Origin of the sequence: Paenarthrobacter sp. C1 (assembly GCF_049315185.1) — a bacterium.
Classification (GTDB): Bacteria; Actinomycetota; Actinomycetes; order Actinomycetales; family Micrococcaceae; genus Arthrobacter; species Arthrobacter nicotinovorans.
The window spans coordinates 3,208,191-3,224,951 of record NZ_CP186052.1; the positions used below are offsets into that span (position 1 = coordinate 3,208,191).

Genomic DNA, 16,761 nt, shown 5'->3' on the forward strand with positions numbered 1-16,761 from the left:
ATGACTGAGAACTCCGGTGGAGGCTTTATCCGCAGAATGTTTGCCAACGACATCGCTACAGATCTCGCTGAGGGCCGAGTGCTTGAACTCGCTGAGATCTACGCCCTGGACGCCGTCAGTGACGACGAACGGGCCATGATTGACGACTACGTCAAGGACGCTCCCGAGGGAGCCGAGTTCTTCCAGCGGGTCCGCGAGGCACGCGAAACCCTGGCGGTGAGCTTCACCGCCCAGGACGAGCCTCCCGCAGGCCTCTTCGGGAACATCATGGAACGGATAACCCAGGAGGCAACGGCCCCGGCAGCTGCGGAACCGGCGGCACCGGCCGCGGTGAGTCCCGCCGTCGACGACCTCGCAGCGGCGAGGGCCAAACGCGAAGTGCGGCAGCGGGCCGGCGGTGCACGCCGCTGGATCGTGGGAGTGGCGGCAGCCGCAGTGATCGGCCTCGGCGGAATCGGCGTGGGCGCTTATGTCTCGGCGCAGAACGATCCCGTCAACCAGGTCCTGCAGGCGCAGGATGTGCAGAAGCAGTCCGCCCCTGTTCCCGGCGGCGGTACTGCCACGATTTCCGCGTCATCGGCCAAGGATTCGTTCGTGGTCCTGATGGACGGGGTGGCCCCCGCTCCTGAAGGCAAGGTCTACCAGCTGTGGACGCTGCCCAAGGACGGCTCCGCGCCGGTTCCGCAGGGCACCATGGACGCCCAGACGCTCTCGAAGCCGGCGGTGGTGAAGGGCTTGTCTTCGGCGTCGTCCGTTGCCATCACCGTTGAACCGGCCGGCGGGTCGCAGGCTCCCACGAGCGCTCCGGTCCTGGTGGTCGCCCTCAGCACCTGAGGCGCAAGGAATTAATGCACGACGGCGGCCGTCCCACCTTGGGGACGGCCGCCGTCATTGTTTGCCGGCTGGTTCCTGGAGCTACAACACCAGCGACAGGAGCATCACGAAGCCGAAGCCGACTACCGAAATCAGCGTCTCCATCACGGACCACGTTTTGAAGGTCTGGCCTACGGTGAGCCCGAAGAGCTCCTTGACCAGCCAGAACCCCGCATCATTGACGTGGGACAGGAACAGCGAACCCGCACCGATTGCCAACGCGAGCAACGCCGCATGGGTCGGACTCAGGCTGCTGGCCAGCGGCGCCACAATGCCCGCAGCTGTCACGGTTGCCACCGTGGCGGAGCCGGTTGCGAGGCGAAGCGCTACGGCAACGATGAAGCCCAGCACCAGGACGGACATGTTGGCGCCCTCGGCCCATTTCTTCACCGCGTCACCCACACCGGCACCGATCAGCGTTTGCTTGAAACCGCCGCCTGCGCCAACGATCAAGAGGATCGCAGCAATCGGACCAAGGCTCTCACCCAGCTTGGCCGTGATCCTGCTGCCCGTGAATCCCACGGCATAGCCGAAGGTCACGATGGCCACCAGGACCGCGAGGGTCATGGCCACCAGCGGCTGGCCGACGAAGTCGAAGAAGATCCGGATGGCCGGTGCGGTGTCAGGATTTGGCCAGATGATGCCGCCCAGGGCCTTCAGCAGCATCAGGACGACCGGGAAGATGATGGTCAGCAGGGTGACCACGAACGAAGGTTGGCGCTTGACCTCGCTGAGGTCCGTCGTGTGCTGGGTATCAATACCGCCAGCCACAGCCGGCGCATCGACAGGAACCCAGCGTGCAGCCAGACGCGAAAACAGCGGGCCACAGATGATGACTGTGGGGATTGCCACCAGGATGCCCAGGCCGAGGGTAGTTCCAAGTTCGGCCTTCACAGCACTGATGGCGATCAACGGTCCCGGGTGCGGAGGCACAAGCCCATGCAGTACGGACAGGCCGGCCAGCGCCGGGATCGCGATCCTCATGAGTTTCATCTTGGATCGCTGCGTCACCAGCACAATCACGGGCAGCAGCAGGACGAGCCCGATCTCGAAGAACATCGGCAAGCCGATGATGACGGCCACCAGCGTGATCATCCAGACCAGCTTGTTGCCGCTTGCCTTGGCAAGCAGGGTGTCCACGACGCGGTTTGCTCCGCCGGAATCCGCGAGCAGCTTCCCCAGCATGGCACCGAGGGCGATCAGCAGCCCGACCTCCTTGAGGACACCTCCCACACCGTCCTCGAAGTTGGTGATGACCTTGCCCAGTTCAACACCGGACGCCAGGCCAACGAAGGCGGAACCCAGGACGAGGGCCAGGAACGGATGAAGCTTGAGTTTGGCGATCAGCACCACGATCAGGGCAATGCCCAGCGCTGCCACCACAAGCAGTTGGGTGTCGTGCCCGGTCCATTCCTGCACCTGCGCTGCCGTCTGGAGGGCAATCACTTAACGCCCGCTTCGGAGTCCCCGGTCACAGGGTGCAGCCCCAGGCGTTCAATGACCTCTTCAGCTTCTTCGGCAGGAGAGGCCGAAACGCACAGCGAGATGTAGTTCTCGTCTTCCGTGGGTTCCTCCAGCGCCTCGAACTGCGATTCCAGAAGCGACGGCGGCATGAAGTGTCCATGCCGGGAAGCGAGACGGTCGGAAATCTTGTCCTTGCTTCCCTGCAGGAACACGAACACCACGCCTTCGCCCCGGAGCACGTCACGGTACTTCTTTTTCAGGGCTGAACACGTGATGATGGCCGGCACTCCGGCATCAGCACGCTCTCGAATCCACTCCGAGATGATGCCGAGCCAGGGCCAGCGGTCCTCGTCAGTGAGCGCCTGGCCCGAGTGCATCTTGGCTACGTTCGCTTCGGGGTGCAGATCGTCGCCTTCGGCCAGATCCCATCCCAGTTTGCCGGCCAGTACGCCGGCCACGGTGGACTTCCCTGAGCCGGAGACTCCCATAATCACCAGCACGGGTTGTTGCGCAGTCTTCGCCATCAAAGTCTGCCTTCCTCGAATAAATATGATTTAACCGAGATCAAGCATATGACACGGGTTACACCACGGCAACGTCAGAAGCCGGCGATGGTACTGGACCCGTTGACTGACACCACGTGGAATGCCTCAGCGCTGGTTCCCGAAGGGAGGCCGCCCCGCTCTCCATTCGCCAGCATCATTCCCCGGACCACCCGCTCCATCCCGGCGACATCGGGGTGCTGGCTGGCGTGAACCCGAATGGCCTCGATCTTGGCCTCCACATGGGCGGATACGTCCACAAAATGGTTCTCCCTGGACTCCGGACTCGAGATGAACCACAGCCACGGAAGCTTGTAGGCGGCAAGGCCGGCCTCCGCCAGTTCGGGGTACGCGAACGGATTCTCGACTGCGGGATATACCGCCCGGGTCACCGCCTCCCCCGCGGCCAAATGGTCGGGGTGGCTCTTTTGAAGACGGTCCCAGTTGCGTTCCGGGTGCATGGTCAGCACAATGTCCGGGCGGATTTCGCGGATAAGCTTCACCACCTGCTTGATGACGCCGTGTGACGGTTCCAGATAGCCGTCGCGCTCGTGAAGATAGTGGATATCCGTGACACCCACCAGCGCGGCAGCCCGTTGCTGCTCCTCGGCCCGAAGCTCAATGATCCTGGCACGGTCCGCGGGATCAAAACCGCCGGCGTCGCCGTCGGTCATGATGCAATAGCTGACCTGGACGCCCGCGGCCGTCCACGCGGCGATGGTTCCTGCGGCACCGAAATCAATGTCATCAGGATGGGCAGTAAAACAAAGCACCCGCTCGACGCGCTCCGTGGAGGCATCGAACGGGCTCTTTGCTGACGTGGCGTCAGTGGGCAAAGGGATCAGCCTTTCCGCTTCTTGATTTCGGCCGTGGCCTGCGGGATGACCTTGAACAGGTCACCGATGATGCCGTAGTCGGCGATTTCGAACACCGGAGACTCGGCGTCCTTGTTGACGGCGACAATCACCTTGGACGTCTGCATGCCGGCCTTCTGCTGGATGGCTCCGGAGATCCCGGCGGAAATGTACAGCTGCGGCGAAACCGTGACACCGGTCTGGCCCACCTGGGCATCGTGGCCGATCCATCCGGCGTCCGTGGCGGCGCGGGAAGCGCCCACAGCGGCACCGAGGGCGTCCGCAAGCTCTTCCAACGGACCGAAGTCGCCGTCCACGCCGCGGCCACCGGCCACCACAATCCTGGCTTCGCTGAGATCCGGGCGGCCACTGACCGGTTTCTCGGCCCGTGCCGAAATACGGGCCGCATTCGCAACGGCGTCGCCGGGGACGTCCACCGTCGCCGTGGCGGGGGCAGCTGCAGCGCCGGCAGGTGCGGGTTCAACGTTGTTGGCCTTGACCGAAAGGACCGTCACTGCTGTTGTGGCCTTCGCGGAGGTGTTGTACGAGCCGGCCAGGACCGACTTGTGCGCGGTTCCGTCAGGCTCCACTCCCACAACATCCGTGATGACTCCGGCGTTCAGCTTGATGCCAAGCCTGGCGGCGATCTCCTTGCCTTCAGGAGAGTTGTCGAGCAGGACGGCCGTGGCTCCGGACGCTGCGGCGGCGGCAGCCAGGTAGGCAGCCTTGGGACCCACGAGGTAGTTATCGAGGTCGTCCGTCGACGGCCGGTAGACCGTCGTGGCGCCGTAGGCACCCAAGGTGGCGGCGACGTCGTCGGACAACTCGCCGGTGAACGCGACGGCGGTCTCCCCCAGCGAGCGGGCGATGGTCAGGAGCTCCAGGCTGCTCTTCTTGAGAGCGGCTCCCGGGTTGTCAATGAAAACAAGTGCATTTGCCATGGTTGGAGTCCCCTTTAGAGCAGCTTCTGGGCGGCAAGGAAGTCGACCAGCTTGATGCCAGCGTCGCCTTCGTCGGTGATGATGGTGCCGGCAGTGCGCGGCGGCCGCGCTTCGGCGGACTCAACCACGGTCCAGGACCCGGCGAGGCCAACCTGCGAGGCGTCCACACCGATGTCGGACAGCGCCAGGGAGGTGATCTTTTTCTTCTTGGCCGCCAGGATGCCCTTGAAGTTGGGATAGCGGGGCTCGTTGATCTGGTCAGTCACCGAAACAACGGCCGGAAGCGCAGCCTCAACCGTCTCCGAGTAGGGACCTGCGTCCCGGCGTGCCGTGACCCGGCCGCCCGCGATCTCCAGGCTGGACGCGAAGGTCACCTGCGGGAGGGACAAACGCTCGGCCAGCTGGGCCGGGACCAGCGACGTCTCACCGTCGGTGGATGCCATGCCCGTCAGGACCAGGTCCACCGGACGTCCGTCGGCCGAGAGGTGCCGGATCGCAGCGGCAAGCGCCAGCGACGTGGCAGCAGCATCCGAGCCTGCCAAAGCGTCATCGCTGAGGTGGACTCCCGAATATGCGCCGATCTGCAGCGACTTCTTGACCGCGTTGACCGCACCCGACGGGCCCATGCTCAGGGCAATGACCTCGTTGCCCGCTTTCGGTCCGCCGCGTTCCTCGGCCAGCTGCAATGCTGCCTCGAGGGCATACTCGTCCAATTCGGACAGGATGCTCTCTTCACGGTCGGTTGTGTTGGCAGGTCCGGTGATATGCCGGTCGAACTGCGCGTCCGGGACGTGCTTGACCAGAACGACAATCTTCAATGTCTCTTCCACTGTCTTCGAAGCAGCCTTCCATGCTTGTGGACGGCCAACCGCAACAGCGTGGCCGTGAATTGCCCAGCGCGTGGGCTCGTCCTAGCTAAGCATATTGCCCGCAGAAAACCACTCCCAGCGTTAACCCCTGTTTCAGTCCTGCGGAACCACGCCGGGACGGCACGACGACGGCCCGCACCTCAAAGGTGCCGGCCGTCGTCATGGTTTGCCTCTCCCGGGCCTTACTGCTGCGCCGCGTCGAGGGTGACCTCGACTTCCTGGCTCTGGCCACCACGCTGGATGGTGACCTTGACCTTGGCGCCTGCGGGCTGCTCCCGCACCGCTGCAGTCAACTGGTTGGGATCGCTGACAGCGTAGTCACCGAACTTCGTGACGACGTCCCCAACCTTGATGCCGGCCTTTGCTGCGGCAGAACCGGAGGTCACCGAGGCAACCTCCGCGCCCACGCTGAACCCTGAGTCGCTGCTGGTCGCAGACTTCGCCCGGACCGAAACACCGAACTGGCCGTGGCTGGCCTTGCCGGAATCGATGATTTCCTGGGCCACGCGCTTGGCATGGTTGATCGGGATGCTGAAGCCCACGCCGATGTTGCCGCTCGACGAATCGGACGTGCCGCTGCCGGCGGATGCAATGGCGACGTTGACGCCGATGATCTCGCCCTTGCTGTTCACCAACGCGCCGCCCGAGTTGCCCGGGTTGATCGCAGCATCCGTCTGGATCACGTTGATGGCAATGGAACCTTCGTTGGCGGTGGACTGACCCTGCTGGCCGTTCGGCGGCGCAAACTGGAAGCCCTGGTCGCCGCCCTGCGAATTGTCGGTGCCCTCCTTCGGCGCTGCCGAGGAAGCCACGCTGATGGTGCGGTTGAGGGTGGAGACAATACCGTCCGTCACCGTACCGGTCAGGCCCAAGGGCGAACCGATTGCGACGGCGGTGTCCCCCACGTTGATCTTCGACGAGTCACCCAGGGTGGCAGGAACCAAACCCGAGGCGTCGCTGACCTTGATGACGGCGAGGTCGGACAACGGATCCGTTCCGACAACGGTTGCCTTCAGGACCTTGCCTTCGCTGGTACGGACCTCGATGGCGGCGTTGGACGTAGCGCCGTCCAAGGTCACGACGTGGGTGTTGGTGAGGATATGGCCCTGATCGTCCAGGATGACTCCGGACCCGGTTCCGCCTTCATTTCCGCTGGTGGCCTTGATGGTGACCACGCTGGGTGAAGCCTTGGCGGCCGCGGCGGTGATCACGTTGACATCATCCTTGTTGTTCACGATGACGGTGCTGGACTGGCCACCCGTGGACGCTGCCGGCGCGGGGTTGTCCCACAACGCGTTGCTGCCCGCGACAACTCCACCGCCAATGAGGCCCGCTGCGAGCATGCTCGCCACAAGTGTTCCCACTCCGAACGCGGGCTTGCGTTTGGTGGTTACGGTCGCGTGCTGGACTCCCTGAGCGTGCTGGCCCTGGGGGTGCTGGCCCTGGGTGCTCTGGAACTGTGTGCCGGGGTTGTTGCCGCCCGGGTTTGCTCCGCCACCGTAGAAGGGCTGGTGCTGCGGGTAGTTGGGGCGCTGCGCCGGATCCTGATGCTGTGGAGTGCCGTAGTAGGGCTGCTGGTTCTGCGGCTGGCCTTGCTGCTGGCCATGGCCCTGCTGCTGGTCCTGCTGCTGGTCCTGGGCCTGCGGCTGGAACGCCGGCAGGGGCGTCGTGGCCTGGGACGCGCCATCCGCGCCCTGGTTTTGCCCTGAAGTCCAGGCAGGTTGCTGCTGGGCGCCATCGTTGTGCCCGCTGGCATCATTGTGCTGGCCCGACGTTGCATGGGGCTGTGATGGCTCTCGACCTTCCGGTCCGTTGCCCTGCGCTGGGTTCTCCGTCATGGGTCTTCCTTTCGTCCTCGTCTTCAACAACTATGTACCCAATAACTGGAACAAAAGGGGACGTTCGCTGGGAGCTTCCTGAAAGGCTAAGGTCTGCGCTTGCGGGGCCGCCTAGATGCCTCTCAACGAGGCAACAATCCATGTTTCTCCTATATTTCGCTGGTGGCATATTCACCCCTGTGGACGGGCCATGGGGTGCACCATAGAATCAAGAGGAATTGCCACAGCGACCTGCGGCTTTACACCATGCGTGGGGGCGCTGAGCATTCTGTGACGATTGGTACGCCTTGTTCCAGTCGCAGACGTGCTGAAGGGTTGCACATGCGGTCAATATTTAAACGCGTACTCGCTGTCATTGGCGTGGCTGGATTGTTGGCCCTACCGGCCGGCGCGGCTTGGGCGGAGAGCCCGGTGACGCTTGATCCCACCACCAAGATCGTGGATTCCGCGGGAGTACTGGGTGGTGACAAGGCGAAGGTCGAAGAAGCCATCCAGAAACTTGGCAAGGATCACGCCATGACGCTGCACGCGGTCTTCGTCAAGAAGTTCGAGAATCCCACCGATCGCGTGCAATGGACCCAGGATGTGGCCGAGAAGGCGCAGCTGGGTCCCAATGCTCTGGTTCTCGCTGTTGCTACCGACACGCGGCAGTACCAGCTGAGCAAGCCCAGCAACAGCAAAATCACTAACGCCCAACGGGACACAATCACCAGCAAGGCCATTGACCCCCAGCTGCGCGCTGGCAACTACGCCCAAGCAGTCATCGACGCTGCCGCAGCCATTGGCGACGCAGCAGGCGGCGGCAGTGGAACCGTCCCCAATGGGAGTGCCGGTGTTGGAGTCCTCGTCGGGGTGGGTGTCGTGGCGGCCGGTGGTGCCGGTACATACCTTTACCTTCGTAACCGACGCAAGAAGGGCGGAACCAAGGCTGTCAGCGGCAGCTACGGACCGCAAGGCGAACAACTTGACCCGCTCGCGGGACTCAGCATCCCGGAACTGCGTCAGAAGAGCGGCTCGCTGCTCATCGAAGCAGACGACGCCATCCGCTCCAGCGAACAGGAGCTGGGCTTTGCGCAGGCGCAGTACGGTGACACCGCGATTGGCAACTTCACCAAGGCCCTGGAAGAGGCCAAGGGCCACATGACGGAGTCCTTCAAGCTTCAGCAACAACTGGACGACCATATCCCGGACACTGAAGAACAGCAGCGCAGCTGGCTCGGCGAGATCATCCGTCGTTCCGAAGCAGCCCTGGCGTCGTTGCGTGACCAGAAGGCTGACTTCGACTCCCTGCGCGAACTGGAAAAAAACGCGCCGCAGGCCTTGGCAGCAGTGACGGCCGGGGCGAAGGAAGCCGACGCCAAGATCGCCAACGCCGAGCAGGCCCTTGACGGTCTCAGGGCCAAGTACGCAGAATCCGCGTTGACCCAGGTCTCCGACAACATTTTGCAGGCCAAGGAACGCCTGGCGTTCGTCCAGAACGCAGCAACCACGGCACAGGAGAAGCTGACAGCTGGCGAGAGCAGCATGGCAGCAGTTGCCGTTCGCGCTGCTGAGGAAAGCCTTCACCAGACCAACATCCTGATCGAGGCCATCTCCAAGACTGCCGGCAGCCTGGATGAAGCACGCGCCTCCCTCGATGGTGCCGTAGCCGAGACCAGCCAGGACCTCGCCCAAGCCCGGGCGATGATCCAATCGGGTGCCCATCCTGAACTCGCGGGCCCGGTGGCCGGAGTGGAAGCTGCCCTGACGCAGGTGAAGACCGAAATCCAAGGCGGCAAGATCGATCCCATTGCCACCCTCAGCCGTGTTGAGTCGGCCCACCAGGCCTTGGACCAGTCCTTGTCCGGGATCCGTGATCAGCAGGAGCAGGCCCGCCGCGCGCAGGCTTCACTGCAGCAAACCATCATGGCTGCACAGGCCCAGATCAGTGCGACCTCGGACTACATCACGGCTCGCCGTGGTGGCGTTGGTACCGAAGCAAGGACACGGCTGGCCGAAGCTCAGCGCAATCTCGACTACGCCCTGTCCATCTCCCGCAATGACCCGGTGACCGCGCTGACCTACGCTCAGCAGGCCCACTCGCTGGCGGCACAGGCCGCCCAGCTCGCACAATCCGATGTCGACCAGTTCGGCTACGCCGACCAAGGCTATGGCCGCGGCGGCATGTTTGGCGGCGGAGGCGGTGGCGGGGGCCTTGGCGGCGCAATCCTAGGTGGAATCCTCATCAACTCCATCCTGAATGGCGGCGGAGGTGGCTGGGGCGGCGGCCACAACAGCGGCGGCGGTGACGGCGGCTTCTTTGGCGGCGGCGGTGACTCCGGTGGAGGCTTCGACGGCGGCGGCTGGGGTGGCGACGGCGGCGGCGGTGGCGACTTCTAGACCTAGAGACTAAGTGGGGTCCGTGCCCCGCATAGAAGCGGTACAACAACTGATCACTGAATTCAGTGGGCATCACTGAGCAGGACGAAAGGCAACACCATGGTTAAGCAGTCCATTTTCGGTCGGATCTCGCAGCTGGCAAAGGCCAACATCAACGCCTTGCTTGACCAAGCAGAAGACCCGCAGAAAATGCTGGACCAGATGGTCCGCGACTACACGAACAACATTGCCGAAGCCGAGTCCGCCGTGGCACAGACCATCGGCAACCTCCGGATGCTGCAGGCGGACTACAACGAGGACATCAAGAACGCACAGGACTGGGGCAACAAAGCCTTGGCCGCGTCCCGGAAAGCCGACGAGTACCGCGCGGCCGGCGACACCGTGGATGCCCAGAAGTTCGACAACCTGGCCAAGGTGGCCATCCAGCGCCAGATGACCGCAGAGTCTGAGGCAAAGGCGGCCGAACCGAGCATTGCGTCCCAGACCGAGGTCGTGGACAAGCTCAAGACCGGTCTTGACCAGATGAAGAACAAGCTCAACCAGCTCACCGCCAAGCGCAATGAGCTGGTGGCACGTTCCAAGACGGCTGCCGCGCAGTCCCAGGTACACGATGCCCTCAAGAGCATCGACATCATGGATCCCACGAGCGAGGTTGGCCGCTTCGAGGAAAAGATCCGCCGGGAAGAGGCCAAGGTCCTCGGCCAGCAGGAGCTTGCCAGCTCCAGTCTCGACGCACAATTCAACCAGCTTGAGGACCTTGGTGAGCAGACGGAGATCGAAGCCCGTCTTGCTGCACTGAAGTCCGGCGGCTCCAAGCCGGCAATCGGCGCCGGAGCCCCTGCATCCGCCGAGGCGACGGTCGACGAAGCTGACTTCGACAAACTCTAGGCCGAACGGGAGGGTACCCCCTTCCACGCGTTGCTGACAGCCAAGTGGGCAGGATCCCGAGGGATCCTGCCCACCTCGTTTTAAGCGCTGGCCGCCTGTCCTTCGGTGGATGACGGCGTTTCTTGCCCCGGGCTGGCATCTGTTGCAACCTCGGCGCGAATTTCGAATCCCTTCGGATGGAAATAGGTCACTGTGCACTCCAGGACCTCTCCATGGGGTCCAAGCGTGGTCCTTTCGAGCCTGGGCACCATCGCAAACCCACGCACGTTCAGAGCGTCTGCAAGGTGCTCAGGGGGTGCATGCATGGTCACGGTGATCTCGGCGCGATGGAGGGGCTTCAGCGTTCTGTCCTGGATGACCTGGTAGATGGAATTCCGCTCGGCGTCAGCCAAGCTGATGTGCCGCCCAATATGTGAGGGAATGAAAATCTCCGCAATTGCGTACGGCCACCCAGCGCTCGAGTAGGAACGTCGGATTACCAAGACCAGGTTGTCATCGGAAACCAATTTCGCTGGAACACTGCGGTCCTTTTCCATCCATTTGTATTCGATGAGCCCCTTGACGGTCTTCATGCCGGCAGCGGTAAAGGTTTCCATGAAGGGTGCCAGTCGATTCAGCATCTTCACCGGGCGCTGGGCCATCACGAAAGTGCCCTTCCCCTGCCGACGGACCAGCAGCCCCTTGGACACCAGCGTTTCGATTGCCTTCCGGACAGTCGTTCGGCTGATCCCATATTCGTCCATGAGGGCCTCTTCGGTTGGAATGCGCGATCCCGGTTCCAGACGGCTCACTTGGTCCGTCAGGACGTCAGCCACCTGCTGGTACACCGCTACAGGGCTGTCCCTCTGAAGTGTTTTGTGCTCGGGGCCTGAGTTGACGTCACCATTGACCATAAGGCTGTCCCATCGAAGAATTTTTCCTGCCTCAGCAAATCCGGATTCGATGCTAGCACCCACGTCGTCAACGACATCTTTCAGCGCCCTGGGTTAAACAAAAGATCCGGACCAGTTTCACTGATCCGGATCTTTCTCCAGTTGCGGGGACAGGATTTGAACCTGTGACCTCTGGGTTATGAGCCCAGCGAGCTACCGAACTGCTCCACCCCGCGTCGCAAGAACAACTCTACCCCACGGTTCAGGGTGTCTCTGACCATGGGCCTTCAAAGGTGCCGCAGATCACGCTGCAGTCTTGGTCCACATGAGCGAGGGTTGCGCCCAAACACGCGGGATGCGACCGAGGGTTGCGCCCAAACAGCCGGAACGTGAGCAAGGGTTGGGAGCAAACACGCGGGATGTGAGCGAGGGTTGCGCCCAAACAGCCGGGACGTGAGCAAGGGTTGCGCCCAAACAGCCGGGACGTGAGCAAGGGTTGCGCCCAAACAGCCGGGACGTGAGCAAGAGTTGGGAGCAAACACGCGGGACGTGAGCAAGGGTTGGGAGCAAACACGCGGGACGTGAGCGAGGGTTGGGGGCAAACACGCGGGACGTGAGCAAGGGTTGGAGGCAAAACAAAAGGTCCGGATCAGCTATAACTGATCCGGACCTTTTCTCCAGTTGCGGGGACAGGATTTGAACCTGTGACCTCTGGGTTATGAGCCCAGCGAGCTACCGAACTGCTCCACCCCGCGTCGCAAGAACAACATTACCGTCCGGTGAATGGCAGACCAAATCCTGGCGACGTGATGTGCATCTCCCCCCCGCCTCACGGATGGTCGGCACGTGCAAAAAAGGCCGGCACCCGCTCCATAAGGAGCGGGTGCCGGCCTTCAATCGACGCGCGGCCTTAGCTGCTCGGCGATGGTGACGGCGTCGCGCTTGGAGTAGCTGACGGCGTCGACGTTGTCCCCAGTCGGGCTTCAGCGTCCATGGCCTTCTTCAAGGCTTCTGACAGCTTGTTCTGCTGTTCGCCGTAACCGGCAAAGTCACCCTTGGCAAGGGCTCCTTGACCGTCCTGGATGGCCTTGTTGGCCGCCTCCAAGGCTGCCTTGAGGTCAGCCTTGGCATCCGTAGGTCCGGCTGGCGGGGTAGTTGTTCCCGGGGGCGTGGTGGGCGTCTGGCCATTATTGGCCGAGTCGCCCGCCGTTGCTCCGGAGTTGCCGCCGAACAGTTGGTCCAGGGCCGCGTCAAGCGTCGGCGCAAAACCGATCTTGTCGCCGAAGGCAACCAAGACACGCTGCAGTGTCGGATAGGACGTCTCACCCGTGGATTTCAGGTAGACAGGCTGGACATACAGCAGGCCGCCACCGACGGGCAAGGTGAGCAGGTTGCCGTTCAGAACGTCGGACGCACCCTGGCGCAGGAGGTTCAACGCCTGTGACACTGTGGGGTCCGAGTTGAACTTGTTCTGTGCCTGTCCCGGACCAGGAACCTGTGTGTCGGTTGGCAGTTGCAGGAGCCGCAGCTTGCCGTAGCTGTCTGCCTTGACGCCCTTGACGTTGCCGGCGTCGGAATCTGCCGCAAGGAAGCCGTACAGAATGTTCCTGGCGTTTCCGTTCACGGTTTGCGGGATGAACGACGAGGTCAGCTGGAACGCAGGCTTCTCCTGGTCAGGCATCTGCAGGGACATGTAGAACGGCGGCTGCTTTACTGCCTCGGAAACGGTGGGATCGTTCGGAACGCTCCACGCGTCGTTGTTCTGGTAGAAGTTGTCAGGATCCGTCACGTGGTAGCGGCCCAGGAGTTCACGCTGGACCTTGAAGAGATCCTCCGGGTAGCGGACGTGGCTCATGAGGTCGCCGGACATCTCCGAGTACGGCTTGATGGTGGTCGGGAAAACCTTCTGCCATGCCTTCAGGATGGGGTCCTGGTCGTCCCAGGCGTAGAGGTTTACCGAACCGTCGTAGGCATCAACCGTGGCCTTGACCGAGTTCCTGATGTAGTTCACGGAGCTGTTCGGCAGGGCAACGGTCCGACCGGCGCTGGTCTGCGAGTCAGCCGTGGCGTTCTGCAGCTGCTGCGGCTGCGAATACGGGAAGTACTGGCTGGTGGTGTAGCCGTCGACAATCCATTTCACGCGGCCGTCAACCACTGCCGGGTAGGCATTGCCGTCCACCGTCAGGTAGGGAGCAAGTTTCTCCACCCGTTCGCGGGGATTGCGGTCGTAGAGAATCTGCGATTCAGCGTTGACGCCGTCCGAGAGCAACAGGTCCGAAGACTGGAACTTGATGGAGTAGAGGATCCGGTTGAGCCAGTTGCCCACGTTCGGGCCACCATTGCCATTGAAGGTGTACTGCGTCTCTCCCCCGCCTTCGCGGCTCGCCGGACGGTCCTGCTCGCGGTTCGGAGCGCCATCCGGGGCACCAACAATCGAGTACTCGGGCGAGTTCTCACCGAAGTAGATCCGGGGCTCGTAGGTAGTGTCGTTGCCCAGGACACCGTTGGACGGAATGCCGGACTGCAGGAACTCGGGCTTGCCGTCAGCGGTAAACTTGTTGCCCTTTGCAGCCACCACGCCATAGCCGTGCGTGTACACGATGTGCCTGTTGACCCAGGTCTGCTGGTTCGCGCTCAGGCCGTCGGGATTCAGTTCACGGACTGCAATCACCGTGTCCTGGACCTTGCCGTCCACCATGTAGCGGTCGACGTTCAAGGTCTGCGGGAACTGGTAGTACGGGCGGAACTGCTCAAGCTGGGCAAAGGCCGATGAGATGAGGTTCGGGTCAAGGAGCCGGATGTTGGCTGCGGTCTGCGCGTCCGCGGCCAATGCACCGGCCGTCGCCGTCGTCGTGGCGTTGTAGGCGGAGACATCAATCTTGTCCAGGCCGTAGGCAGACCGCGTCATGTTGATGTTGCGGTCGATGAATTCCCGCTCAAGGGTGTTCTCCGAGGGGCGGACCTGGAACTGCTGGATAACCCAGGGGTAGACGCCGCCGGCGAGGATCGCCGTGATTACCAGCATCGCGGTACCAATGACCGGCAAGCGCCATCGGCCGATCACCGCAGCAATAATGAACAGGATGGCTACCAAAGCCGCGGCAACTGCGAGGATCGCCTTCGTGGGCACCACGGCATTGACGTCCGTGTACAAGGCGCCGGCCCAGCGGCCGGAGTTGCTCTGGACGGTGGTGTACCTGTCCAGCCAGAAGTTGACGCCCAGCAGGATCAGGAAGAGCGCGCCCGTCACCGCAATGTGGATCTGCGCTGCACGGCTGGTGAAGATGCCCCGCTCCATGAGGCGGATGCTGCCATAGAGATAGTGGGTGAGGATGCCGGCGATGCCGGCCACCACGGTAATACTGATGAGGAACCCGGTGACGAAACCCAGGAACGGCAACGACATCAGGTAAAAGCTGATGTCGAGGTTGAACAGGGGGTCCGTTTGGCCGAAGGGCTCCTGGTTGAAGAACAACAAGGCTTTTTGCCATTGGCTGGCTGCCGCGCTTCCGGCAAAGAGTCCGAAGAGAATAGGCAGGCCGATCATGACCACCCGACGGACAGGCTCGAGCTGCGCCTGGTAGCGGTTGAGGTTATCCCGGGACTCCGCATCAGGAGCGTAGACGGGGCGTGAACGGTACGCGATCCTGATGGCAAAGAAGACCGCTGCGAACATCATGGCGAAACCGACCAGGAACGTGATGATCCTGGCAAGATTCTCCCGAAGATAAACTTCGAAGAAACCAAGCTGCTGGTACCAGAGGACGTCAGTCCACACATTGGCGAAGAAAATGAACCCGACGACGGCCACGGCCACGACAATGAGCGTCGGAGTCAGGGCACCTCGTCTCAGCGGTGATCTTCCGGGCGGGTTGGAGCTGGCGGGACGGGACAAACTCTGTACCTCATTGGTGTCAGTGAACAGTCGGTGTGCGAGTACTTGACATTCTCTGCCGCTGGGATATGGCGGAGGCCGTCATATATGCCACGAGTGGCGGTGGAGCTAAGTTCCACCGCCAGTCTAGTTGTTTGTGCAGGTGGGAAGGCCCGCCGTGTCCTGTCCGGACCCGAGTCGCTCCACGGCAGCGGTCGCGTCGGCCAACGTCTCCACTTTGACGACCTGAAGTCCATCCGGGACATGCCCAACGACGTCGGAACAATTCGCCGCCGGAGCCAGGAACATAGTGGCTCCGTGCTGGCGGGCACCGATCATCTTCTGCGCAATGCCGCCAATCGCGCCCACGTTTCCGTCGGCGGTGATGGTGCCTGTGCCGGCGATGTGTTTGCCCCCGGTCAGATCACCCGGTGTCAGGTTGTCCACGATCCCCAAAGCGAACATCATTCCCGCACTGGGACCTCCAACGTTGTCCAGCGAAATGCTGACATCAAAAGGAAAGGTGAAATCGCTCGACAACAGCACCCCGAGGACATACCGGTCAGCCTGGTTCATGGTGGGGGTAACTGTTTCGGTGACGAGGGCGCCGTTCCGCTCCACCCCGACGGCGACCGGAGCACCCGCGCCCGCGGCAAGTTCGGCCTGCACTACGGCCATCGAGGTGATGGCCTTCCCGTTGATGGTCTTCAGGCGGTCACCTTCCTTGATCTTGCCGGCGGACGGCGAAGGGTCCGACAATCCGGCAACATCCAGCCGCTGCTCAAAGGGAATATCCAGCTGCCGCAACGCTGCGGCCACTGCATTCTCCTGAGATGTCTCCATGTCGATTTCGCCCTGCTGGACCGTCTGCTCTGCAGTGGTGCCCTTGGGATAAATGAGTTCCTCGGGGTAGATCGCCTTGGAACTGTCGAGCCAGGCACGGAAGACATCGAAAATAGTGGCGGGAGTCTTGGGACCGCCGGTCATGACCACGGTAGTGAGGTCAAGGTTCCCTTTGGCCGGGAACGCCTCGTGGCCGGAAATGCTGATGACCGGCTTGTCACCGTCCTTGCCCAGAGTATTGAACGTCGGGCCGGCCGACTCAATGACGTACGGGACCGGCAACGCGGCCGCCCCGATGCCGAGGCCCAAAGCCAGCAGCCCTGAAATCACCATGATCATGTAGCGGCCGTTACCCGGAGGTGCGGGAGGCACCGTGGAGGGATCGGCGTCGGACTTTTGACGCGGATCCTGGCTCTGGCGCGAGGTAAAGGAGCCCTCGGGGCTGGGTGAAGTAAGCATTGAGGCCTCTCTTTTTCCGGCATGGCGTGACCGGTTCCTATGGCTTGCTCCCGCCGCAGGCGGCG

12 protein-coding genes and 2 tRNA genes are annotated in these 16,761 nt (G+C 62.6%); 3 read left to right on the forward strand and 11 right to left on the reverse strand.

Annotated features, from left to right (window positions below; translation table 11 throughout):
• Complete coding sequence (locus ACNAOU_RS14990) at positions 1 to 834, forward strand: anti-sigma factor (RefSeq protein WP_422757160.1); 834 nt, start codon at positions 1 to 3, stop codon at positions 832 to 834.
• An 81-nt stretch (positions 835 to 915) separates the two neighbouring features.
• Here ACNAOU_RS14990 and ACNAOU_RS14995 read toward each other — a convergent pair whose 3' ends face one another.
• From ACNAOU_RS14995 to ACNAOU_RS15020, 6 genes are all read right to left on the reverse strand, one after another.
• On the reverse strand, positions 916 to 2,319 hold the full coding sequence (locus ACNAOU_RS14995) for a gluconate:H+ symporter (protein ID WP_052247237.1): 1,404 nt from the start codon (positions 2,317 to 2,319) through the stop codon (positions 916 to 918).
• Positions 2,316 to 2,861: a gluconokinase gene (locus ACNAOU_RS15000; RefSeq protein WP_018776478.1), complete on the reverse strand. Its 546-nt coding sequence runs from the start codon at positions 2,859 to 2,861 to the stop codon at positions 2,316 to 2,318. Before ACNAOU_RS15000 ends, ACNAOU_RS14995 begins: the two co-directional genes overlap by 4 nt.
• Before the next feature lie 74 nt (positions 2,862 to 2,935).
• The gene (locus ACNAOU_RS15005) at positions 2,936 to 3,715 is read right to left on the reverse strand and encodes a PIG-L deacetylase family protein (protein WP_018776479.1); all 780 of its coding nucleotides are present in this window, start codon (positions 3,713 to 3,715) and stop codon (positions 2,936 to 2,938) included.
• A 5-nt stretch (positions 3,716 to 3,720) separates the two neighbouring features.
• Positions 3,721 to 4,674: an electron transfer flavoprotein subunit alpha/FixB family protein gene (locus tag ACNAOU_RS15010; RefSeq protein ID WP_018776480.1), complete on the reverse strand. Its 954-nt coding sequence runs from the start codon at positions 4,672 to 4,674 to the stop codon at positions 3,721 to 3,723.
• Between the two features lie 14 nt (positions 4,675 to 4,688).
• A complete protein-coding gene (locus ACNAOU_RS15015; protein ID WP_035733182.1) occupies positions 4,689 to 5,492 on the reverse strand; it encodes an electron transfer flavoprotein subunit beta/FixA family protein in 804 nt (267 codons plus the stop codon).
• Between the two features lie 233 nt (positions 5,493 to 5,725).
• Positions 5,726 to 7,381 carry a S1C family serine protease gene (locus tag ACNAOU_RS15020; RefSeq protein ID WP_422757161.1) on the reverse strand — a complete coding sequence of 552 codons (1,656 nt, stop codon included), beginning with the start codon at positions 7,379 to 7,381 and terminating at the stop codon, positions 5,726 to 5,728.
• A 321-nt stretch (positions 7,382 to 7,702) separates the two neighbouring features.
• Here ACNAOU_RS15020 and ACNAOU_RS15025 point away from each other — a divergent pair, with 321 nt between their 5' ends.
• Both ACNAOU_RS15025 and ACNAOU_RS15030 read left to right on the forward strand, forming a co-directional pair.
• Entirely contained in the window at positions 7,703 to 9,760 is a 2,058-nt protein-coding gene (locus tag ACNAOU_RS15025) for a TPM domain-containing protein (protein WP_422757162.1), read from the forward strand.
• Between the two features lie 99 nt (positions 9,761 to 9,859).
• Positions 9,860 to 10,648, forward strand: a complete 789-nt coding sequence (locus tag ACNAOU_RS15030) for a PspA/IM30 family protein (RefSeq protein ID WP_018776485.1) — start codon at positions 9,860 to 9,862, stop codon at positions 10,646 to 10,648.
• 80 nt (positions 10,649 to 10,728) lie between these two features.
• Here the strand turns inward: ACNAOU_RS15030 and ACNAOU_RS15035 are convergent, their stop codons facing one another.
• The 5 genes from ACNAOU_RS15035 to ACNAOU_RS15055 form a co-directional block, all read right to left on the reverse strand.
• Positions 10,729 to 11,604 (reverse strand): GntR family transcriptional regulator, encoded by an 876-nt coding sequence (locus ACNAOU_RS15035; protein WP_422757163.1) that lies wholly within the window; start codon positions 11,602 to 11,604, stop codon positions 10,729 to 10,731.
• Between the two features lie 78 nt (positions 11,605 to 11,682).
• Positions 11,683 to 11,756: transfer RNA gene (locus ACNAOU_RS15040), tRNA-Met, on the reverse strand.
• A gap of 445 nt (positions 11,757 to 12,201) precedes the next feature.
• Positions 12,202 to 12,275 (reverse strand) — tRNA-Met (locus tag ACNAOU_RS15045).
• 155 nt (positions 12,276 to 12,430) lie between these two features.
• On the reverse strand, positions 12,431 to 15,415 hold the full coding sequence (locus ACNAOU_RS15050; protein ID WP_026266956.1) for a UPF0182 family protein: 2,985 nt from the start codon (positions 15,413 to 15,415) through the stop codon (positions 12,431 to 12,433).
• Between the two features lie 126 nt (positions 15,416 to 15,541).
• Positions 15,542 to 16,696 carry a YlbL family protein gene (locus ACNAOU_RS15055; protein WP_422757164.1) on the reverse strand — a complete coding sequence of 385 codons (1,155 nt, stop codon included), beginning with the start codon at positions 16,694 to 16,696 and terminating at the stop codon, positions 15,542 to 15,544.
• Positions 16,697 to 16,761: the final 65 nt, after the last annotated feature.